This window comes from Mesorhizobium sp. EU05-FHT14A09, from assembly GCF_058790995.1.
Genome location: NZ_JBYTDF010000001.1, coordinates 1,323,188 through 1,345,143 on the forward strand (window position 1 = coordinate 1,323,188; position 21,956 = coordinate 1,345,143).

The 21,956-nt window shown below is 61.4% G+C and carries 19 protein-coding genes; 11 read left to right on the forward strand and 8 right to left on the reverse strand.

The genetic code is table 11. The features are described 5' to 3' along the window. The first annotated feature begins 181 nt into the window (after positions 1-181). Positions 182-2,485 (forward strand): exopolysaccharide transport family protein, encoded by a 2,304-nt coding sequence (locus tag AC3WTO_RS06280; RefSeq protein WP_492459785.1) that lies wholly within the window; start codon positions 182-184, stop codon positions 2,483-2,485. A gap of 9 nt (positions 2,486-2,494) precedes the next feature. Here the strand turns inward: AC3WTO_RS06280 and AC3WTO_RS06285 are convergent, their stop codons facing one another. Continuing rightward, a complete protein-coding gene (locus AC3WTO_RS06285; RefSeq protein WP_492459786.1) occupies positions 2,495-3,721 on the reverse strand; it encodes a GNAT family N-acetyltransferase in 1,227 nt (408 codons plus the stop codon). A gap of 104 nt (positions 3,722-3,825) precedes the next feature. After that, on the reverse strand, positions 3,826-4,041 hold the full coding sequence (locus tag AC3WTO_RS06290; protein ID WP_054313245.1) for a DUF2842 domain-containing protein: 216 nt from the start codon (positions 4,039-4,041) through the stop codon (positions 3,826-3,828). Positions 4,042-4,201: 160 nt separating this feature from the next. On the opposite strand from AC3WTO_RS06290, the gene AC3WTO_RS06295 reads away from it, so the two are divergent. Continuing rightward, the gene (locus tag AC3WTO_RS06295) at positions 4,202-5,296 is read left to right on the forward strand and encodes a COX15/CtaA family protein (RefSeq protein ID WP_492459787.1); all 1,095 of its coding nucleotides are present in this window, start codon (positions 4,202-4,204) and stop codon (positions 5,294-5,296) included. Positions 5,297-5,318: 22 nt separating this feature from the next. Here the strand turns inward: AC3WTO_RS06295 and AC3WTO_RS06300 are convergent, their stop codons facing one another. The 3 genes from AC3WTO_RS06300 to speB form a co-directional block, all read right to left on the reverse strand. Beyond that, the gene (locus AC3WTO_RS06300) at positions 5,319-6,155 is read right to left on the reverse strand and encodes an aminoglycoside phosphotransferase family protein (RefSeq protein WP_492459788.1); all 837 of its coding nucleotides are present in this window, start codon (positions 6,153-6,155) and stop codon (positions 5,319-5,321) included. A 67-nt stretch (positions 6,156-6,222) separates the two neighbouring features. Beyond that, positions 6,223-7,155: an N-acetyl-gamma-glutamyl-phosphate reductase gene (gene argC, locus AC3WTO_RS06305; RefSeq protein ID WP_492459789.1), complete on the reverse strand. Its 933-nt coding sequence runs from the start codon at positions 7,153-7,155 to the stop codon at positions 6,223-6,225. A gap of 34 nt (positions 7,156-7,189) precedes the next feature. Then, a complete protein-coding gene (gene speB, locus AC3WTO_RS06310; protein ID WP_144377432.1) occupies positions 7,190-8,179 on the reverse strand; it encodes an agmatinase in 990 nt (329 codons plus the stop codon). 314 nt (positions 8,180-8,493) lie between these two features. On the opposite strand from speB, the gene AC3WTO_RS06315 reads away from it, so the two are divergent. Next, entirely contained in the window at positions 8,494-8,943 is a 450-nt protein-coding gene (locus AC3WTO_RS06315) for a universal stress protein (RefSeq protein ID WP_492459790.1), read from the forward strand. A 93-nt stretch (positions 8,944-9,036) separates the two neighbouring features. Continuing rightward, a complete protein-coding gene (locus AC3WTO_RS06320; protein ID WP_492459791.1) occupies positions 9,037-9,294 on the forward strand; it encodes a DUF1344 domain-containing protein in 258 nt (85 codons plus the stop codon). 248 nt (positions 9,295-9,542) lie between these two features. On the opposite strand, the gene AC3WTO_RS06325 is transcribed toward AC3WTO_RS06320, so the two are convergent. After that, positions 9,543-10,028, reverse strand: a complete 486-nt coding sequence (locus AC3WTO_RS06325) for a phasin family protein (RefSeq protein WP_492459792.1) — start codon at positions 10,026-10,028, stop codon at positions 9,543-9,545. Between the two features lie 298 nt (positions 10,029-10,326). Here AC3WTO_RS06325 and AC3WTO_RS06330 point away from each other — a divergent pair, with 298 nt between their 5' ends. From AC3WTO_RS06330 to AC3WTO_RS06345, 4 genes are all read left to right on the forward strand, one after another. Continuing rightward, entirely contained in the window at positions 10,327-11,625 is a 1,299-nt protein-coding gene (locus AC3WTO_RS06330) for a DUF445 domain-containing protein (protein WP_492459794.1), read from the forward strand. Positions 11,626-11,794: 169 nt separating this feature from the next. Then, a complete protein-coding gene (locus AC3WTO_RS06335; protein WP_492459795.1) occupies positions 11,795-12,223 on the forward strand; it encodes a phasin family protein in 429 nt (142 codons plus the stop codon). Between the two features lie 19 nt (positions 12,224-12,242). Continuing rightward, entirely contained in the window at positions 12,243-13,511 is a 1,269-nt protein-coding gene (locus AC3WTO_RS06340; protein WP_492459796.1) for an alpha-hydroxy-acid oxidizing protein, read from the forward strand. Positions 13,512-13,709: 198 nt separating this feature from the next. Continuing rightward, positions 13,710-15,215 carry a helicase HerA domain-containing protein gene (locus AC3WTO_RS06345; protein ID WP_492459798.1) on the forward strand — a complete coding sequence of 502 codons (1,506 nt, stop codon included), beginning with the start codon at positions 13,710-13,712 and terminating at the stop codon, positions 15,213-15,215. A 22-nt stretch (positions 15,216-15,237) separates the two neighbouring features. On the opposite strand, the gene AC3WTO_RS06350 is transcribed toward AC3WTO_RS06345, so the two are convergent. Together AC3WTO_RS06350 and AC3WTO_RS06355 are read right to left on the reverse strand one after the other, a co-directional pair. Then, positions 15,238-16,011: an esterase/lipase family protein gene (locus tag AC3WTO_RS06350; RefSeq protein ID WP_492459799.1), complete on the reverse strand. Its 774-nt coding sequence runs from the start codon at positions 16,009-16,011 to the stop codon at positions 15,238-15,240. Between the two features lie 111 nt (positions 16,012-16,122). Continuing rightward, entirely contained in the window at positions 16,123-17,577 is a 1,455-nt protein-coding gene (locus AC3WTO_RS06355) for a WS/DGAT/MGAT family O-acyltransferase (RefSeq protein WP_492459800.1), read from the reverse strand. Positions 17,578-17,950: 373 nt separating this feature from the next. Here AC3WTO_RS06355 and AC3WTO_RS06360 point away from each other — a divergent pair, with 373 nt between their 5' ends. From AC3WTO_RS06360 to AC3WTO_RS06370, 3 genes are all read left to right on the forward strand, one after another. Next, entirely contained in the window at positions 17,951-19,648 is a 1,698-nt protein-coding gene (locus AC3WTO_RS06360) for a long-chain-fatty-acid--CoA ligase (RefSeq protein WP_492459801.1), read from the forward strand. Between the two features lie 67 nt (positions 19,649-19,715). Further along, positions 19,716-20,201: a MaoC family dehydratase gene (locus AC3WTO_RS06365; protein ID WP_492459802.1), complete on the forward strand. Its 486-nt coding sequence runs from the start codon at positions 19,716-19,718 to the stop codon at positions 20,199-20,201. 3 nt (positions 20,202-20,204) lie between these two features. Next, the gene (locus AC3WTO_RS06370) at positions 20,205-21,956 is read left to right on the forward strand and encodes an alpha/beta fold hydrolase (RefSeq protein ID WP_492459803.1); all 1,752 of its coding nucleotides are present in this window, start codon (positions 20,205-20,207) and stop codon (positions 21,954-21,956) included.

Sequence of the window (21,956 nt, forward strand, 5' to 3'; positions counted from 1 at the left end):
TAAAATTCAACGTCACCGAATATGAGTGGATGCTTATTTTATTGGTTTTTACGGATGCAGTGCGCTCGCGAAAGCCTGTCGCGTGAATTCGCACGGTAGCTTATTTGAGGAGCAGCTTTCTTAACGGCTGAGTTACCATGCTTGTTTACCATGCCGCCAACCCAAAGTGGGAGCAGGATGCATGTCGAGCGTACAATCTAACGCGGCGGATGTTGATGTTGATCTGAGGCAGCTCTTCGCGAGTCTTGGCCGAAACTGGCTGCGTATACTTCTGGGTTCCCTGGTCGTGGCCGGCCTTGCGTTTGCGGCAGCCTCGTTTGTTACACCGCTTTACAAGTCCGAGACTCGGCTGGAGATCGCGGATCGCGAATCTCCCTTTACGCGCCCAGGGACAGGTGCCGATGCGAACCGAGAAAATCTGGATGAGGAGGCTGTCGCCAGCCAGGTCGAGCTGATCTCTTCGACAGATGTTCTGAGGAGAGTGGCTGAGAAGCTCCCATTGGCGAAATCTTCGGAGTTCGACGAGACGCTGAATATGTCGGCTCTCAACCAGTTTCTCATTCTGGTCGGTTTGAAAAGTGATCCGAATGAGATTCCGCCGGAAGAGCGTGTACTTAAGAAGATGCGCGAGAAGCTCAATGTCTATCGTGTTGAAAGAACACGTATTATCGGCATCGAGTTCTCGTCGCGCGATCCCAAGTTGGCCGTTGCCGTGCCGGATGCGATCGCGGAAGCCTATGTCGCGATGCTGCGGGGGTCGAAGAAAGAATCGGGTACGGAAGCGACCAGTTATCTGGCTCCGGAAATCGACAGGCTTTCCAGGCTGGTGAAAGAGGCCGAGGCCAAGGTTGCGACTTATCGTGCGCAATCCGACCTTCTCGTCGGCCAGAACAATGCCGTGCTCGCGACCCAGCAGCTCTCGGAAATGTCGAGTGAACTGTCACGCGTGCGCGCCAATCGGGCTTCCGCTGAGGCGACCGCCCAGGCCGTTCGCAAGGCGTTGCAGAGCAGCGGGTCTTTCGATTCTTTTCCGGAAGTGCAGGCCTCGCCAGCAATCCAGCGCCTGCGTGATCGGGAAGGGCAGATCAAGAGCGACATCGCCGATCTTTCGACCACTCTGCTTGAGAATCACCCGCGCATCCGCTCGCTTCGGTCGCAGCTCGCCGACATAGACCGGCAGTTGCGAACGGAAGCACAGAATGTGTTGGCAAGCCTCGTCACCCAGGCGCAAACCGCTCAGGAGCGCGAGAATCAGCTTGTTACCGATCTGAACCGCTTGAAGGCTGAAGCCGCGCGCGCTGGGGAAGAACAGGTAGAACTGAATGCCTTGGAGCTCGACGCCGCAACAAAACGTCAGGCACTTCAAACCAACTTGACCAACTTCCAGCAGGCCGCCTCCCGCCAGGATCGCGACTACCTGCCCGTGGTTGCGAACGTTGTTTCCAAAGCGGCAATGCCGACCGAGCCGTATTTCCCGAAAATCATCCCCATTGTCAGCGCGGCATTTGTCGCATCACTGCTGGTGATGTCGATCTTCACTTTGCTGAGCGAACTGTTCTCGGGCCGCGCCATGCGGCCAGCACAGGGACCGCGGCCTGAGCCGGTCAGACAGGTTTCGATGCCTGTCGAGCCGTATCCTGCGCCCGTGGCCGACGTGCAGCCTGACTTCGAGGAGATCCGTCATTCCGCAGTGGAGGCACCGGCTGTTATGGTGCGGCAAGATGACGACGAGCGCGCGGCCGCGGTACGCAAGGCTGCGGCGTTGATCGAGAATGTTTCCGCGGGACACGCGTCTGTGCAGGCGGAAGAGCCGATGGTCCTGGACGAATCAGTGCCTGCGGAAGAGCCTCTCGCGGCAGAGGCTCTTGAGCCGGAGCACTTTGACCTGGGGCTGGGTGAGATCGATATCGAAAAAGCCGCGGAACGACTGATCACCAGCGGTGCTGCGCGCGCAATCTTCGTCTCCCCTGAGGGCGATGAGGCCGCCGCCAGTTCCATCCTGGTTGCCCGGGAAGTTGCCGATGCCGGCTTGCGCGTGCTTCTGCTCGATCTGACCGCTTCCGGAGCCGCTTCACGCCCGATGCTTGACGGCGGCAGTCAGGCCGGCGTTACCAACCTGCTGGCATCCGAGGCTCAGTTCAGCGACGTCATCCATGCTGACCACTATTCGGATTGCCATGTGATTCCAGCCGGCACGGCAGATCCAGTTCGCGCGATGCGGGCCGCAGACCGCTTGCCGATCATCATGCAGTCCTTGACCACCGCCTACGATCTTGTGGTGGTGGAGTGTGGTCCCGCCGACGCCGATGGCATCCGCCGGCTCGTCGGCGAGGCGACGGAAGTCTTCGTCAGCGTGTTGGAATCGAGTGACGCGGTCGCCGACGCCGCCGTGAAGTTGATTGAGAGCGGCTACCCGGATGTCGTGCTGGTCACGCCGGCAGGTCATGGCAGGCCCGGTGAGCCGCTCGGCCGCTCGGCCGCCTAGGCTTCCGTCTCAGTCCTCGTCGGCTCGTGACACCTGTTCCTGGCCTTGCGTCCTGCGGCGCAAGGCCTTTGTGACCCTCCAGATCACTGGACTGTTCTTGACGAAAGTCTTGGCGCGCGCGCTCTGCTGCAGGGCACCGGCCAGGATGCGTCCCTTTGTGGTGAGCGGCAGAAGCACGTCGCTCTGCTTGATTTCAACGTCGCACCATTGCCGCTTGTACGGCTCGTCTCCGACGGAAAAGTCGTAGAGAAGATTGTCTTGCTCGCATGCTTCCTGAATGTTGTCGAAGAACAGGAAGTCGCCGGGGCTGGCAAAAGAAAGCTCGTCCTCGAGGATTGCGCCGAATTCGCAGATGAGTCGCTTCGGGGAACGACTGGAACCGGTCACAGCGCGCAGCTTGCCGTCGACGTCGAGACCGTGCAGGACAAAAGTCGGACTTTCGCCGGCGAGGGCGCCGGCGAACAGCGCTTGGAAAAAGCCACGCACGCGTTCATCGCCAAAGACGTTGGCGATGCCCATCTTGCGGAAACGCTGTTCCTTCATGGCGAAGAACGCATCGAGCAGGCGTCGCGTTTCGTCCGCAGTTTTGGCTTCGATCCTGGTGAAACCGCCGGCAGATTCGAATTTACGGGCCTGCGAGCGATGTTTCTTGCGTTTGCGTTTGCCGCTGACGCGGTCCAGCACACTGTCGAAGCCGCCACCAAGGTCGACGGCAAGGGCGATGTTTGGGCTGGGGAAGCCGGGGAGCGTCGCCAGCGGATTGTCCGTGCCGTCGAGGTCAGGTTGAAGGCGCTGCAATGCGATGAGATCGATATCGGGTCGGGCCGATCGGATCGCTGCAAACAAAACGGGCAGGGATGAGCCTACGAGATTTTGCTCGGAACTGGTTGAGAGTGCAGGAAAATTACCGTTAGCATGGCGTCCGCCGAGGAAACGCGCGATACGGAAAGGCCCGGTGCGCTCAATTTCCAATGCCAGGGCAAGCACGGTTCGCCCTTCGGCTATCAGCGAAGCAAAGATGGCGTCGGGACGCAGATACTCGATCCACTTGGCCACCCAGAGCGGATCCTGCGGCGGCGCATGGAGAGTGGTTCGACAGAAGTCGGCATAAGATGCGAGTGCGTTGTCTGTCGCGGCCTGCACGGAGGCCGTGACGGCAACACCAGCCGGTGCCCGGTAAGGCACAGCTGCAGATGCAAAAACCTTGTTTTCCCCCGACGCCGTCGCGTCCGCCATTCCTGCATCGTCCCCTTGGCGTCGTGCAGTGAGCCTGCATCAGACGGACGCATAATGATGCAACATATTAGGCGGAAAAGATAAATGAATCTTGGTCTTGCCTGCTAGTTCTTCGGGCGAGGCTCAAGGATCAGCCACTTGATGATGCCCATGGCTGGCAGGATCCAGAGCAGGCCGCTGAGTGCGAAGAAGGCCAGGTGAGCGAGCGGGCCGGATTGCGACAGCTGCGCCACGGCGACAATGGTCGCGACGATGGCATAGACGACGACGAGCGCCACCAGGAGCACCGCTCCGATCAGCTTCTTCAGACGCATGGGCATGACTGCAATCCTTTGTGATCTTCGGATTATGCCGAATGGCATAAGTGTGCAACCGGCGAGCGTCGGCGCGTCGGCGCGACGGCGTGCCGCGCCGCGCTGCCTTGCCAGTTTTGGTGCTATGGTTCACTTGAGATCGCGAAACGAGATGTCCGGATCAGCCATGGCAGCCACCACAGAAATTGCCGCTCCCGTTGCCGAACAGAATCGCGAACTGCACAATCGCGCGCTGGTGCGCGGATGGTTGTATGTCGTGCTTGTGGTGCTGTTTGCCATCGTCATGGTGGGTGGTGCCACCCGAATGACCGGTTCCGGCCTGTCGATCACGGAATGGAAGCCGATCCATGGGGTCGTGCCGCCGCTCAACCAGGCGGAATGGCAGGAAGAGTTCGAGAAGTACCAGCAGATCCCGCAGTACCAGCAGATCAACAAGGATATGACCCTGGACGAATTCAAGGGCATCTTCTGGTGGGAATGGGCGCATCGATTGCTGGCACGGGGTGTCGGCTTCCTGGTTGCTGTCCCGCTCGTCTTCTTCTGGGCAACGCGCCGGCTGGAGAGCCGCCTGAAACCACGCCTGATCGGCCTTCTGGCGCTTGGGGGGCTGCAAGGGGCAATCGGATGGTGGATGGTCGCGTCCGGCCTCAGCGAGCGCGTTTCGGTCAGCCAGTATCGGCTGGCGACGCATCTGACACTGGCCTGCATCATCATTACCGCGGTCGCTTACATTGCGCGCGGCCTGGTATCGTATAGCGAGCCGTCAGCCGGGCGTGGCACGCAGCGGTTCGCCGGCATCATGGTGCTTTTGGTTCTCGTCCAGATCTATCTCGGCGCGCTGGTCGCCGGCCTGCATGCCGGGCTTACCTACAACACATGGCCGCTGATGGATGGCGCCATCATCCCTGGCGATCTGCTCATCCTTGATCCGGCCTGGGTCAATTTCTTCGAAAACCCGAAGACCGTGCAGTTCGTGCATCGTATGTTCGCATACACGGTCCTGATCATTGCCCTCTGGCACTCCCTGTCCTCGACGCGCTCGGCACCTGGCAGCACGCATGCACGACGTGCCTGGGTTCTGTTAGGGCTGATTGTCGGCCAGGCCGCCATCGGTGTCGCCACGCTGCTCCTGCAGGCGCCGATCGATGTCGCATTGACCCATCAGGCTTTCGCGATGATCGTGCTGGTCTTCGCGACCGCGCATTGGCGCGGCACGAAGGGGGCTTACCCACTTGAAACCGAGGTGGTCGTCAGGAGCTGACGACCATTGAGAGCGTCATGCTCTAGAAGCTGCTGTCGCGCACCGAGCGCACGGTGTCGACGATCGACAATTCACGCGCCTCGTCTGCTTCATTCTTGTCCTGATTGTGCCAGGACGAGGACAGGCAGCCATAGGCAATCGCATGGTCGAGCAAGCGACGAGGATCCTGACCCATCGAGCGGGAGAAGATCGTCGCCATCGTTGCGATGCGCTCGGGCTCGGTGCACAGCCGATCCAGTGGATTGAAGAACATGTTGGCCGCGTCGAAGCCCGGGTCGCCCAATATGCCTTTAGGGTCGATCGCCAGCCAGCCACGCGGCGACTGGATGATGTTGTCATGGTGGATGTCGCCATGAAGAGGACGAACGTCCAATGGATCGGAGAGCAGGCGTTCGGCGATTTCGGCGGCCTCGACATAAGGACTTTGCAGACCGGCATTTCGATCCACCTTTGCCTTGTCGAAGAGGCTGACGAAGCGATCGCGCAGCGGCTGCAGATCAGCTGGCGCCGGATACCGGGACGGCGAATGCAGCCGAGCCATCACTTCGGCCGCGATTTCGGTGGCAGCGGTATCGCTGGCGTCGTCCAGAACGGCGCGCAGGTGACGTTCGCCGGCATATTCGATCAGCATCATCTTGTCTTCGCCGTCGAACAGGCGGACGAGACCTTCACCGCGCCGCCAGGACAGCAGGTGAATACCGCGCAGTTCGTCTTCCACATCGTCGAAATCCTTCAGCGCCTTGACGATGGCGGGCGTGCCGTCCGCCTGGCGCACTTTCCAGATGCGGCTGGAGAAGGTTTCGGTGACAAGAACAGGCTCGCTGACATTCCAGCGCGCCGGCAGGGCAGGCGGGTGCATGGCGTGGTTCCAGGTTATTGGAAACAAGGCCGCGCCATGGGCGCGGCCGGCTTCTGAATCCGATGGATCAGCCGTTGAGGCCGAGCATCAGGTCGAGGTTCTGTACAGCCGCTCCGGAAGCGCCCTTGCCAAGATTGTCATAGACAGCGACCAGCAACGCCTGCGCGCGCGCATCATTGGCAAAGACATAGACCTTCATGCGGTTGGTGTCGTTGTAATGCTCGGGATTGAGCTCCGGCACCCGGTCGACGGCCTCGTAAGGCGCTACCTCAACGACCCCCCCCTCGATCGCAGCGAAATGGTCCGCAATCGCGGCATGCAGTTCCGCACCTGTCGGAATGTGGTCGAGCTGGGCGAGTTGCAATGGCACCACCGTGATCATGCCCTGCGCGAAATTGCCGACTGCAGGCTGCATCAGGGCGTCGTGCTTCAGCTTCGCATAGGCCTTCAGTTCAGGCAGGTGCTTGTGCTTCAGGGACAGCGCATAGGGCGTGAATTCTGAAGCATCCTCGCCCTTGGCCTCGTAGTCCTCGATCATGGTACGACCGCCGCCCGAATAACCGGAGATGCCGTTGAAGGTCACTGGATAATCGGCCGGCAGCAGGCCGGCTTCGACCAGCGGGCGCAGGGTCGCGATCGGGCCTTGTGGCCAGCAGCCAGGATTGGCGACCCGCTTCGCAGCCGCGATGCGCTTCGTCTGATCCTTGTCCATTTCCGGGAAGCCGTATTCCCAGCCGGCTGCAACGCGATATGCGGTGGAAGCATCGATGACGCGGGTGGTGTCGTTCTTGATCAGTGAGACACTTTCCCTTGCCGCTTCGTCCGGCAGGCACAGGATGGCGACATCGGCGGCGTTGAGGAACTCGGCACGGGCCGCGGTCTCCTTGCGGCGCTCAGCCGGCACGGAGATGATCTCGAGATCGCCGCGGTCCGCCAGCCTTGCCCTGATCTGCAGGCCGGTGGTGCCGTGTTCGCCGTCGATGAAGATTTTCGGTTTCATTGCCTTGCCTGGTCCGATCTTTCTGGCCGGGACGTCAGATGTCCTGACCGGTATGGGTCTGGTTGGTGTTCTCTTCGGCTCTCGCCTTTCGCTCCGCCAGCAGGCCGAGATAGTGCATGGCGATGGTCGAGCCGGCGATGGCCGTTATATCGGCATGATCGTAGGCCGGCGCAACCTCCACGACATCCGCGCCGACCAGATCGATCTGGCTGAGCAGCCGCAATGTCGACAGGATCTTGGACGAACTCGGGCCGCCGGAAACGGGCGTGCCGGTGCCCGGTGCAAAGGCAGGATCAAGGCAGTCGATATCGAAAGTCAGATAGGTCTTGCGGCCCCCCGTGCGCTCCACAATGGCGTAGGCGATGTCGGCGGCGCGCATTTCCTCGACTTCGTAGCCGTGCAGGATCTTGATGCCGAAAGTGTCCGGCGCGTGCGTGCGGATGCCGATCTGGATCGAACGGTCTGGGTCGATCAGGCCCTCCTTTACGGCCCGGCCGACAAACGAGCCATGGTCGATGCGCTTGCCGTCATCGGGCCATGTATCCTGATGGGCATCGAACTGCACGAATGCCAATGGGCCGTGCACTGCGGCATGAGCCTTGAGCAGGGGGTAGGTGACGAAATGGTCGCCCCCCAGCGAAAGCAGGAACGCGCCGCTTTTCAGGATCTTGGCGGCCTCGCGTTCGATGATGCCAGGTGTTTTCTGGTGATTGCCGCTATCCAGGAGGCAGTCGCCATAGTCGACCACCGCGAGATGGTCGAAGAACTCGCGCGAGAAAGGATATTGCGGATCGTTGTCGAAGATCGCGGAGGCGCGCCGCATCGCCTGCGGGCCGAAACGCGCGCCGGGACGGTTGGTGACGGCCGCATCGAATGGAATGCCCCACACAACGGCATCCACGCCCTTCACATCCTTGGTGTACTTGCGCCGCATGAACGACAAGGCACCGGCATAGGTCGGCTCATAAGAGTGGCCGGTTTTGCCGCGGGCGGTAAAAGCGTGGTCGATGTTCTTGTTCGCCATCACATGTTCCTACGGTTGTTTCGGGCAGCGACACATAACGGACAGCTGGGAAACTTGCCAGTCGCGGAGACGCGGGATGCGGCGCTTGCCATAGGCGACACTCCCTGTCTCGATGAGGCCAAGCAGTTTGCAAGCCTGTCGGACGCTTCGATCACGCTTTCATTGCACGAACACGACAGACGGTAACTACGCCCTAAGGCGTGGGCCGGCCTGCACTGTGCTGGCCCATCCTCGCCTTGCCACTGTCCGGTTGATCTTGGTCAACGCATGCCCACTTTTTCTATGGGAGGTTTTACTGACCAATGGAGATTGCGATGTACAAACATATTCTTGTTCCGACCGACGGTTCCGATCTCGCCGGCAAGGGGGTCCAGCAGGGCCTGGCACTCGCCAAGGCATTAGGCGCCAAGGTGACGGTGGTGACCGCAACTGAACCTTTCCCGGTGTCCGGCTTCGCGCTCGGTGCGGGTTGGGTTCCGTCCGGAGCGGACATGCAGGAGTTCAGCGCCGCGCAGAAGGAAGATGCCGAGAAGATCCTGGCAGCGGTCAAGGCCGAGGCAACCAAGGCCGGCGTCGATGCCGATCTCGTTCACGTGCCAGACCAGCGCGCTGCCGACGCGATTCTGGAAGCCGCCAAGGCACACAAGGCCGATCTTATCGTGATTGCGTCGCACGGTCGGCGCGGTGTCGAGCGCGTCCTGCTCGGCAGCCAGACCGCCGAGGTTCTGGCCCACTCGGCCATTCCCGTGCTTGTGGTGAAATAGGCTTTCGTCACCTTACCAATCCGTATGGTGGCGGCAATGTGCCCGTGAGATCGGGCCTTCAATGTGGTGGTGCCTCAACAAAAGGAGCCCCCCATGAGGACTTACATTGCCGCTACCGCCATCGTGCTCGCTCTTGCCGGCGTAAATGGCGCCATCGCCAAGGACCTCAAGGCGACCGTCAAGAAGGTCGATGCACTGACCAGTTCGGTGACGCTCGACAATGGCCAGACGGTCAAGCTGCCGTCAGGTGTCAAAGCCGCCAGCCTGAAGGCCGGCGACAAGGTGCTGGTCACCTATGCGACCGATGCCGCCGGCAAGACCACCGTGCAGAGCATCAAGCCGTCAAAATAAGCAGGAGGGGCGCCTTATTCCGGCGCCTCAGGCTGAAACTGTCATGGTGATGCCACGAAAAGCCGGGTCGTCGACCCGGCTTTTTGCGTGCCGGTCGGGATGAGCTGAAACAAAAAAAGGCCCGCTGGAAGCGGACCTTTTTGCGTGAACACGTTACGCGACATGCACTCGTACAGAAAATCAGAACCGGTGATGCGGGATTTCCGCGCGGATCGTTTTCAATGCAGGCCGGTGTGTCCGGTCTGGTGTCAGGCGGCCTTCTTGTCGAAGGTGTAGAGCTTGCCGATTTCGGCCTGAACGGTCTTGGCGCCTTCGACAACGGTGGTCTTGGCGGTCTCGGCAGCGCCGCGGACGCGCTCGATGTTGGCCGAAGCGTTTTCACGCACGAAGTCGGCCTGAATCTGGACAGCTTCGTTGAACGACTGCGCGCCGGCGATCTTCTCGACCGTGGTCAAGGTGTGCTGGACATTGGCGAGCGTCGCATCAAGCAGGCCGCGGGAGAAATTGGCATAGCCGGCAACGAAGGAGGCGGCGAACTTCTCGACACCGTCGGTCAGCTTGGCGGCGCCACCGTGAACGGTCTCGGCACGTTCCTTGGCGGTCGAGGCGCCACGCTTCACGAAATCGCGGGCGGCGGCAGGAACTTCAAGCTTCGACTGAACGCCATCGAAAACGTTCTTGATCGAGGAAAGATAATTGGAAGCAGGCGCGGTGGTCTTGGCGGTCTTGGTCATGGCAATTCTCCATCCTCATTAAGGAGCTATGGTTGCGCTCCGTTCAAGATCGACCCGGAGCATGGCGAGCATATAGGGATGATTATTGTGCATTGCAACATGGATTTTTGCTGCAATGCAATATTGCCTCTAACCCCTTGTCACGAAAGCATTTAAAATGCCGCTGGCTAAGCGGTGCGAGGCCGAGAGCGTCCTCGACAGGTTCAGGACGTGACCGAAAAGCCCATGCAATCGGCATGCGCAAACCTTATTTTCCGATGCTAAGCTTTGTTCGAGCAGCAGCAGGAGCGGACCGTAAATGTCGCAGCAGGATGCTACCGCCGCAGGATTCTTGAGTTCTGACAAGGATGCCGAGGCAAAACTTGCCGCATTGCGGCGCACGAAGTTCGTGGCCGCCGCGGCACTTGCGCTTTGCGTGGGGGTATTTGCTGTCTCGAAGTCCCTTGAGGGAAGCTATCCGTGGCTGGCCTTCATTGCCGCCTTCGCCGAGGCCGCAACCATCGGTGGCCTGGCTGACTGGTACGCAGTGGTGGCGCTGTTCAAGCGGCCGCTCGGCCTGCCGATCCCGCACACAGCGATCATTCCAGAGAACCAGACGCGCATTGCAGACAATCTCGGCCGTTTCATCGAGGTCAATTTCCTGGCGCCTGGCCCGGTTGGGGAAAAATTGAACGAGGTCGACTTCGCGTCCCTGGTCGCCGACTGGCTGGCCGATGAAGAGCGCGCGGCGGGTCTGTCGCGTTTCGTCGTGCGGCTGGTGCCGCAGACGCTCGGCGCCATCGAGCAATCGGGCCTGCGCGGCTTCGTTACCCAGCGCATGCTGGAACAGATGGAAAAGGTCCAGGTTGCACCTCTGGCGGCGGAACTGCTGGAAGCTTTCACCGAGGATCGTCGTCACCAGAAGCTGTTCGATGAGTTCACCCGGGTCATCGGCCGATTCCTCAATGACGAGCAGGCGCTGACGTCCATGCGGGAGAAGATCCGCGAGGAATTGCCTTCGCTGTTCAATCTGTTTCGCGCCGACGCCTATCTCCTGAAGAAGATCGTGGCTTCCGCCGGATCGTTGCTGGAGGAGGTGAGGGCCGATCCCGATCACCCCATGCGCGAGGAATTCGACCGTTTCGTCGCCAAGTTCATCGATCGGCTGCGCCAATCGAAGGAATATGCCCGTCGCGCCGAGCGGTTGAAACGCGGTTTCCTGGCACGGCCCGAGATCCGCGAACTGGCGCACGACATGTGGGACAGCCTGCGTCGTTTCATCGAGCAAGATGCGGTCGCGGACAACTCGATGATCCGACAACATCTGACCGGCATGTTCATCGAGGTCGGACGGCATCTTGCAGGTGATCCGCAGATCAGGGCGGACATGAACCAGGGCTTTGTCGTCGCTCTGGCTTCTTTCGTGGAAAGCCAGAAGAGCGGCGTCTCCAAATTCATCGCCGACCAGGTCAAGCGCTGGGATCTCGCGCAGCTTACCCGCCTGATTGAGATGAACATCGGACGCGACCTGCAATACATCCGCTTCAACGGCATGATCATCGGCGGCCTGGCCGGCCTCGCGCTCTACACGGTGGAACGGCTGTTTCTCGTCAATTGACGGTTGTGTTCGCTGGTCTATTCTCACCCTTGCGGCAATGGCGCCAGCAAGCGCATGACCCCGAAAATCGGTTTCGATTTTCGGAAAGGATCATGCGCAAAATCAAAGTGTTAGAGCGTCCTTTGCGTCTAAACGGACGCGCTGCGCTCTAAAGGAGGAGATGACGACCATGGCAAAGCAGCCCGAACCCGAATCCTTCATGGACATGTTCAGCAAGCTCGGTCGCGACCTGAAGATGCCGCAGGTGGATGTCGATGCTATCCTCAGCCACCACCGCAAGAATCTCGAAGCGCTGGAGAAATCGGCTCGGGCAACGGCAACGGGCGCATCGTCGATCATGGCCAGGCAGCGCGAAGTTCTGCAGGAGTCCCTGCGCGAAATCTCCGAGTTCGGCCAGAACTACCGCGCACCCGGCAATCCGCAGGAACTGATCGCCAAGCAGGCTGATTTTGCGCGCAAGTCCTTCGAGGCGGCGGTGAAGAATGCCGGCGAGGTGGCGGAGATCGTCAAGAAGTCCGGGACGGAATCGGTCGATATCCTGCGGACTCGCATCAAGGATGCGATGGACGAGATCCGGCAGAGCTACGAGAAGAAGTAATCTCTTCAGGCATCATTGCATGAACATCGAGCAGAAAAAGCCGGACGCCAGCCCTGGTCGCCTGCGTCAGATGCAGATCTACGTCACCGGCGCAGGCGGCAAGCGCCCGACTGTGCCGGTGGCCGCGGATTTGCTGGAACAGGCGGCGATCCGCAAGATGACGCCGGAGGCCGCAGCCTACATTGTCGGCGGGGCCGGCAGCGAGGCGACCATGCGCGCCAACCGCAGCGCCTTCGAACGCCATCAGATCGTGCCGCGCGTCCTGCGCGATGTTTCCCACCGCGACCTTTCCGTGACCCTGTTCGGCCGCCGGCACGCTGTGCCGATCCTGCTCGACCCGGTCGGTGTGCTGGAGATGGTGCATCCTGAGGCGGATCTTGCCGTGGCCAGCGCCGCGGCGGCGGAGAATGTCGCCTATGTCTTTTCCAACCAGGCTTCGGTGCCGATGGAGCAATGCGCAGCGGCGATGCGCGATGCGCCGCGCTGGTTCCAGCTATACTGGTCAAGCGACGATGATTTCGTCCGTTCGGTGGTCGCGCGTGCCGAGCAATGCGGCTGCGAGGCGATCGCCGTCACGCTCGATACCACGCTGCTCGGCTGGCGTCCGCGCGATCTCGACGTGGCTTATCTGCCGTTCCTGCGCGGGCTGGGGCTCGGCCAATATCTCAGCGATCCCGTCTTCAGGAGCAAGATTCCGGCCCGGGCTCCCGAAATCGGGGTAAGGCCGCGCGGTTTCGATCTGGTCTCCACGGCGCTCAGCCTGCGCCGCAAAGGCAAGCAATTCGGTCTGTCGATGCAGCAGATGCGTGCCGCCGTTGCCCATTTTACCGCGACTTATTCGCGTCCGGACCTGAATTGGGATGACATCGAGCGATTGCGCGGCATGACCAAGCTGCCGATCCTGCTCAAGGGCATCCGCCACGCCGAGGACGCGCGGCTGGCACGTGAACACGGGGTCGACGGCATCATCGTTTCCAACCATGGTGGCCGCCAGGTCGACGGCGAAATCGCAACGCTGAGTGCCTTGCCGGGCATCGTTTCCGCGACTGGTGGCCTGCCGGTGCTGCTCGATTCCGGCGTTCGTTCGGGTAGCGACGTCGCCAAAGCGCTGGCACTCGGCGCTGCCGCTGTCTTGATCGGCCGGCCCTATGTCTACGGATTGGCTCTTGCCGGTGAAACAGGCGTGCGCGAAGTGATCCGCAACATCGTTGCCGAGTTCGACCTGACATTGGCGCTGGCCGGGCTGACCAAGGCGAGCGATCTCGACGCGTCGATCCTTGCGGGATAGGGCACCTCTTCTGTGGGTTTCGCCATTCGCCTCCTGCTTCCCGGCCGGCGAGATGCTAGACGTCGCCTCCAAATGTCTGGAGCGCGGCCTCGAAAAGTTGCAGAGTTTTCCGGCAAGAATCATGCGCGCAACACGTTATAGACCGGAGGCCGATTCGTTCGTGATCGTACTCCCTCTGGAATTCGGCCGGGGTTTTGAATGAAGGTAGCCATCGAGATGGGGACGGCGTCCGGCGCAGCCGCCACGCTCGATCTCGAAGAATTGCTGGCGACACGTCTGCTGGTGCAGGGCAATTCCGGCTCCGGCAAGTCGCATCTGCTGCGTCGTCTTCTCGAACAGAGCGCGCCCTGGGTGCAGCAGGTGGTGATCGACCCCGAGGGGGATTTCGTCACGCTCGCTGACCGTTTCGGCCACATCGTGGTCGATGCGCAGCGCACCGAAGCAGAACTCACCGGCATTGCCGGCCGCATTCGCCAACATCGCGCCTCTGTCGTGCTCAATCTCGAAGGCCTCGACGTCGAACAGCAGATGCGCGGCGCCGCCGCCTTCCTGAATGGCATGTTCGATGCCGAGCGCGATTACTGGTATCCGGTGCTGGTGGTGGTGGACGAGGCGCAGCTGTTCGCGCCGGCGATAGCCGGCGAGGTTTCGGACGAGGCACGCAAGGTTTCGCTCGGCGCCATGACCAACCTGATGTGTCGCGGCCGCAAGCGCGGTCTTGCCGGGGTCATCGCCACGCAGCGTCTGGCCAAGCTTGCCAAGAACGTGGCAGCGGAAGCCTCCAACTTCCTGATGGGCCGCACCTTCCTCGACATCGACATGGCGCGCGCTGCCGACCTGCTCGGCATGGAGCGGCGCCAGGCGGAGATGTTCCGCGACCTGGCGCGCGGCAATTTCGTTGCCCTCGGACCCGCCATGTCGCGGCGACCGCTGCCGGTCGCCATCGGTACGGTCGAGACGTCGGCGCGTTCGGTCAGCCCGAAGTTGACGCCGCTGCCAGAAGCGATCGAGGATGTCGAAAGCCTGATCCTGACCCCGAGCCCCGAGGAACTGCGCCAACCGGTGGTGCGTCGCCCACGCCCGCCGGTGCCGACGCCCACGGCCGATATCCTGGAGCAGCTGGCGCGCGCTTTGCCCGAGCAGACAGCCGCCTCCGAGCCCGCGCCAACGCTGTTCGACGAGGTCGAGCGCGAGGCGCTGATCAAGGCCGTTCTCTCGGAGATCGTTGAAGATCCTGATGCTGCTTTCCGAGCAGATTCATTGCTTTACCAGGATTTTCTGGTGCGTTGTCGCATTCGCCGCGTGCCCGGCGAGCCGCTCGGCCTTTCGGTCTTCCGGCGGCGGCTTGCCATCGCCAAGACCGGTATCGACGAGACGACGGCAGCGAGCGATGTCTGGCAACAGGCGCTGGCGCTGTCGGCCGACGTTCCCGAGGATTTGCAGGCCGTGTTCCTGATCGTCGCGCAGGCGGCTGTCACCGGCTCGCCCTGTCCGTCCGACGCGGCGCTGGCACGAGCCTATGGCACGCAGTCGGCGCGGCGGGCGCGCAGGCTGCTGTCTTTCTTCGAAGAGCGTGGCCTGGCTGTGCTGCGCACCGATTTTCACGGACGGCGTGTCGTCGCGTTTCCCGATCTCGGTTGCGAGACCGCGGCCGGCGATCCCAACCGGCTGGACGATGTGCCGGAGCAGCAGGCGGCCGAGTAGCGCAATGCTTGCCTGGCTAAGTTTAGCTTCGCTTGGGATCAGGAAAGAATAGGCTCTTGAAGCCGCCTCGGTCGAAAGGCTTCCATTCGCCCTCCGCCTGCGCCAGGCGATCGGCAATGGCATAGACCGCCGCAGGGTGATGGCCGAGGCCACAGTGGCTCGCCTCGACCTCGATGCTCTCGGTATGCGACAGCTCGTTTTCCATGCAGGCCTGCCAGGCACAGATACCGTCGCTGCGGCTGTAAATTGCCGTTGTTGGCACCGCGGGCGATTCCGAAATCGCCCCGCCCATATGGCCTTCGCGGTCATCGACCTTGTGGCCCGAGGTGAATTCGTAGAGTTTCCAGGCGTTGGTTGCCCGTGGGTCGCCGTTGAACGGGCTACCCAATGTGATCACCAGCCGCACTTCGTCGGGCAGCATCTTGGCGAGTTGCCGCGCATAGATGCCGCCAAGGCTCCAGCCGACGAGGCTTACCTTGCGGCCATGCTTGTCAGCGAGTGCCTTGAGCCGGTCGACCATCTTGCGCTCGATGCCGGGCAGCGGGCCATAGTTGCGGCCGAGATCCCAGCCGTAGCTGGCATAACCCTTGGATTTCAGGAAGCTGCGCAGAGCCACCGTCGAGCGATCGCTGGTGACGAGGCCCGGCAGCACCAGCACGGGATGCCCGTCGCCACGCGGCGCCAGCGCCGTCAGAAGCGGAAGCGACGCGACAAAGCCGCCGAGTTCAGGCAAGGCCCGAAGTTCCAGCGCAAACAGCAGTCGCGAAGGTGGTTTCAGCGTATCAGCGTGGGCCATCTTGGCTCCTGTCGGTTGATTCCGGCTGCACTCAACGCAGATTATGCCGCTTTTGTTCACAAAACTGCAATATTGCGCACGGTTGCCGCAGCGGCACCGGAGCGTTTCGGTTCACTGCCTTGTGGGCTTTGGTGGAGGCGGCGGCAGCTTTTCGGCTGCGGCCTTGAGCTCTGCCATGGCCGTCACCAGCAGGTCGCCGAGATGGTCGATATCAGGTACGGCACGGCGGTCGGCGGTGATGCCGAAGTCTAGCCGGTCCTGATAGCTTTGGACGGTGATGTTGAGGGCAATGCCATGGATCGGGATCGAAACCGGGAACATCGCCAGCACCTTCGCCCCAGCGCAGAAGACCGGGATTGGCGGACCGGGGACGTTTGAGATTGTCAGGTTGGTGGTCGAAGGCATCACGTCGGCCAGGCCGGTACGGCCATAGAGCTGGGCGAGGCCGGGAAACAGGATCGGAGCCCCGAGCAGTGTATAATCCTTCGGTGAAACGTCTTTCACCGTGCCGGCTAAGGTCTTTGAATCTCCGCTTTTTTTGTGGATTGCCTTCAATCGCTCCAGTGGATCGGCAAGTTCTGTCGCGATCGGGCAGAACATGCCAAAAACCTGATTGGAAGCGTCCATGTCGCCAGGTTGACGCAGCGAGATCGGTACAAAAGCCACCAACGGCTTCTTCGGCAGCGCCTGGTGATCTTCCAGATAAGCGCGCAGGGCGCCTGCGCTTACGGCCATCACCACGTCGTTGATCTTGGTGCCGGTTGCCTTGGCGATCATTTTGGCATCGCCGAGCGATAAGGCGCGAGCGGCGAAGGACCGCTGCGCAGTGACAGTGACATTGAACGGCGTCTTGGGAGCCAGGATGTCGGGAATACCAGGCAGGCTTCCGCCTTTGCCTTCGCCGTTGCCACTTTTGGCGATGAGCAGGTCCGTCAGAGTGCCGAGTACCTGAGGGACGGCCTCCATCGCCTTCAGTTGCTGGCGCATCACATTCTGCACCACATCATTGATACCCAGGATGGCGCGTTCCTCGATTGTCGGCTTGCGGACGGCCGGTCTGGGCTCCGGCGGCTTCACTTTCCTCGGCTGGGGCGACAGGTCGTAGAGGGCGGCTGCGATCGCCATGCCGGCGCCGCCGTCGACAGCTGCGTGGTGCATCTTGGCGTAGATCGCGACATTGCCGTCTTCCATCCCGTCGATGACCGTGAACTGCCAGAGCGGCCGGGAGCGGTCGAGCAGGGTCGAATGCAATTCGCCGACCAGGTCTTCGAGTTGCTTCCAGTTGCCGGGCGCAGCCAGGGTGACACGACGCAAATGATAGGAGATGTCGATCTCGCCGGCATCGACCCAGGCCGGATGATCGAGTTCCAGCACTGTGCGTGCGAGCTTCTTTTCGAAGATCGGCGCAAGGTGCATGCGGGTGAGGAAGAAATCCTTGAAGTGGTCGTAGAAAGAACCGGAAAGATCGGCGGGCGGCTCATAGAGCGTCAGCCCGGCGACATGCATCGGTGTTTCCGGCGTCTCCATATAGAGAAAAGTGGCATCGATGCCGCCGAGCTGCTTCATGCATTCCCTCCCGGCCCAGAGCATTTTGTAGCCAGGTGGAATCACCCGGCGTTACAAAAATGCGGCGAAGACAAAACTTAGAGCGTTTCTGCGTTCCCATGGAAAACGGAAACGCTCCAGGTCTCGCTGAAAAGGCGCCCGGCCGCGCGGCCTTCTTCTCGCGGGATCATTTGCCGGATCGCGCGCAAAGGCAAGCTGCCGCACGGTGAGCGCGGCCGGGTATGAGGTGGCTGTTGTCGAAGGCCGTCGCAATGCCGCCGGAAAGCATTTCCGCTGGGTAATCACCGTGAGCCGCCTAAGACGTGGCGTTGCGCTTCCCAAGCCTTTCTCGCGCGTCTAGATTGCGGGAAAGCGCGATCCAGGGGAGGAGCGCATGGAGCGTATCTGGGTAAGGAATTACCCCGCCGGCGTGCCGGCCGAGGTCGACATCAACCAGTATTCCTCGGTCGTTGCGCTGTTCGAGGAAAGCTTTGCCAAGTACCGCGATCAAAAGGCCTATGTCTTCATGGACAAGGCCCTGACCTTCGGTGAGGTCGACCGGCTTTCGCGTGATTTCGCAGCCTATCTGCAAGGCCTCGGCCTGAAGCGCGGCGATCGCGTCGCCATCATGATGCCCAATGTGCTGCAGTATCCGATCGCCGTTGCCGCGGGCATGCGCGCCGGCTTCATCGTGGTGAATGTCAATCCGCTCTACACGCCGCGCGAACTGGAACATCAGCTCAACGATTCCGGCGCACAGGCAATCATCATTCTGGAAAATTTCGCGGCAACACTGCAGCAGGTGGTTCGCGACACGCCGATCAGGCACATCGTTCTGGCCAGTGTCGGTGACCTTCTCGGCTTCCCGAAGGGCATGGTCGCCAATCTGGTGTTGCGCAGGGTCAAGAAGGCGATACCGGCGTTTTCGCTGCCGGGAGCGGTACGCTTCAATGTGGCGCTGGCGGCAGGCAAGGGCAAGAAGCTCGAACGGCCGGAGATCGGTCCGAACGATGCGGCCGTGCTGCAATATACCGGCGGCACCACCGGCGTTTCCAAAGGCGCGACTCTGCTTCACAGCACCATCATCGCCAACCTGCTGGCCTCGGAGGCATGGACGCAGCCGGGCCTCAAGCGCAGGCCGATCAGCGGGCAGCTCACCTTCATAACGGCGCTGCCGCTCTATCACGTCTACGCTTTCATCACCTGCGGGCTGCTGGCCATGCGCACCGGAGGGGTCAATGTGCTGATCCCCAATCCGCGCGACATCCCGGCGATGATCCGGGAAATCGCCAAGTACAAGTTTCATGTGATGCCGGGCGTCAACACGCTTTTCAATGCGCTCGCCAACAATCCGGAATTCGCCAAGCTGGATTTCTCGCAGTTCCGCATTGCCAATGGCGGCGGCATGGCGGTGCAGGAGGCGGTGGCCAGGAAATGGCTGGCGGTGACCGGTTGCCCTATCGTCGAAGGCTACGGTCTGTCCGAAACGTCGTCCGGCATCGCCTGCAATCCAACCGACAACGATGCTTATACCGGAACGATCGGCCTGCCGTTGCCGAATGTCGAGATCAGGCTGCTGGATGATGACGGCAGCGATGTGCCGCACGGCCAGCCCGGCGAGATCGCCATCAGGGGGCCGCAGGTCATGGCGGGCTATTGGAATCGGCCCGACGAGACCGAGAAGGCGATGACGCCGGATGGCTTCTTCAAATCCGGCGATGTCGGCATCATGGACGACAATGGCTATGTGAAGATCGTCGACCGCAAGAAGGACATGATCCTGGTTTCCGGCTTCAACGTTTATCCGAACGAAGTCGAGGCCGTCGCGGTGCTGCACCCAGGTGTTCTCGAGGCGGCCGTCGTCGGCGTGCCTGACAAGAATTCCGGCGAAGCGGTAATGATGTTCGTGGTGCGCAAGGATCCGGGCCTCAGCAAGGAGGCGCTGGCCGAGTTCTGCGTCAAGCACCTCACCGGCTACAAGAAGCCGAAATACATCGAGTTCCGGGATGACCTGCCGCGGACCAATGTCGGCAAGATCCTGCGGCGTGAACTGCGTGATCAGGTGGTCAAGGAGATGGCGGCACCCCGATGAGTGCTGAATTGACAGGGCGGCGCGTTCATGGTCGGACGGGGCAGCTGAAGCAATCAGGAATGATGGAATGAGCAAATCACCTCCGACCTACGAAGAGCTCCGGGCCATGACCGGGCAGGAGCTTGGCGTTTCCGATTGGGTGGAGGTCGATCAGAACCGTATCGACCAGTTCGCCGAATGCACGGAAGATCGGCAGTGGATCCACACCAGTCCCGAGCGCGCCAAGAAGGAAAGCCCGTTCCGCACGACGATCGCGCATGGCTATCTCAGCCTTTCGCTGATCGGCGGTCTCAGCCAGCAGATGAACGTGGTGCCCGAAAACACCCAGGCGGTGTTCAACTACGGGCTGGACAAGGTGCGCTTCCTGGCGCCGGTCAGGGTCGGAACACGGGTCCGGCTGCGGGCATCGCTGATCTCGGTCGAGGACAAGGCTCCCGGCCAGTACCTGATGAAGTTCGCCAACACGATCGAGATCGAAGGCGAGGAGAAGCCGGCGCTGATGGCCGAGACATTGGCCATGTTCTACGAGCGGCGGAGAAAAGCGGGAGGATAATTCATGGCGAAGGCGCCGGCGAAGGACAAGGACGGCGAAAAGCGTGGCGGTGAGGAGAGGGCGAGAGACACACGCCCGCTTGCCGAACAGATCGCCGACGAGGCGGCCGAAAACACGCTGGCGCTCAATCCGCTTGTCGGCCTGCGCACGCAGGATATCGCCGCCGCCACTGGCTCGGTGCTGAAGGCTCTGGCCAGCCATCCGCAGGCGCTGGCAGAACAATGGCTCGCCTTCGCCAGCGAGTTCGGCAAGATCATCACCGGCCAGTCAGAGATTGCTGCCGACCCCAAGGATCGCCGCTTCGCCGATCCCGCCTGGAAGTCGAGCAGCCTGCACAAGGCGGTGATGCAGTCCTATGTCGCCTGGAGCAAGTCGGTGACCGAACTGGTCGCCAAGACGGACCTGCCCGAAAAGGATGCAGCCCGCGCAAGGCTGATCACGTCCATCTTCGTCGACACCATGGCGCCGTCAAACAATCCGGCTCTCAACCCGACGGCCATCAAGACCCTGGTCGACACCGGCGGCAAAAGCGCGGTCAGCGGACTGAAGAATTTCCTCGACGACATGACGCGCAATGGCGGCCTGCCATCATCGGTCGACGCTTCCAAGTTCAAGGTCGGCGAGAACCTCGCCAACAGTCCAGGCACCGTCGTTTTCAAGAACGAAGTGCTGGAGCTCGTTCACTACACGGCGACGACCGAGAAGGTCTACCAGCGGCCATTGCTGGTCGTGCCGCCGCAGATCAACAAATATTATTCGGTCGATCTCTCGCCGGACAAGAGCATGATCAAGTTCCTGCTCAGCCACGGCATCCAGCCCTATTGCGTCTCCTGGCGCAATCCGACACCGGAGCAGCGCGACTGGGGGCTGGATACCTATATCGCTGCGCTCGACGAGGCTTGCGATGCGGCGCGCGAGATCACCGGCTCCGATACCGTCAACATCATGGGGTCGTGTTCTGGCGGCATCACGCTGTCGACCTACGTCGCCTGGCTGGCCGCGCAGAAGAAGGAAAAGATCAACGCCGTCATCCTGGCCGTCTGCGTGCTCAACACGCAGGCCGATACGGATTCGGATTTCGCGGCGCTGGTCACGCCGGAGACGATCATGGCCGCCAAGCAGATGTCCAAGGCGAGGGGCATCCTCGATGGCCATGAAATGGCGAAGATGTTTGCCTGGATGCGGCCGAACGACCTGATCTGGAACTACTGGGTCAACAACTATCTGCTCGGCAATGCGCCACCGGCTTTCGACGTGCTCTACTGGAACGCCGACACCACGCGCCTGCCGGCTCGCCTGCACGGCGATTTCCTGGACCTCATCTTCACCAACCCGTTCATGAACCCGGGCAAGATGTCGATCCATGGCGTGCCGATCGACATGGGCAAGGTCAAGCACGACACCTATGTCATCGGCGGCACCACCGACCACATCACGCCTTGGAAGGCGGTGTACCAGACCGCGCGTCTCTATGGCGACAACACGACCTTCATCCTGTCCAATTCCGGCCATCTGCAGAGCCTGCTCAATCCGCCCGGCAACCCGAAGGCCTGGTATGTGAAGGGCAAGACCAAGGAAAAGGATGCCGACGCCTGGACCGCCAAGGCCGAAAAGCATGAAGGCAGCTGGTGGCTCGACTGGGCGGCCTATCTCAAGGAACGCTCGGGCGCTGAGATCGCTGCGCCGAAGACGCCGGGCAGTGCCAGGCACAAGCCGATGGGGGCAGCGCCGGGCACCTATGTGTTCGAGCCCTGA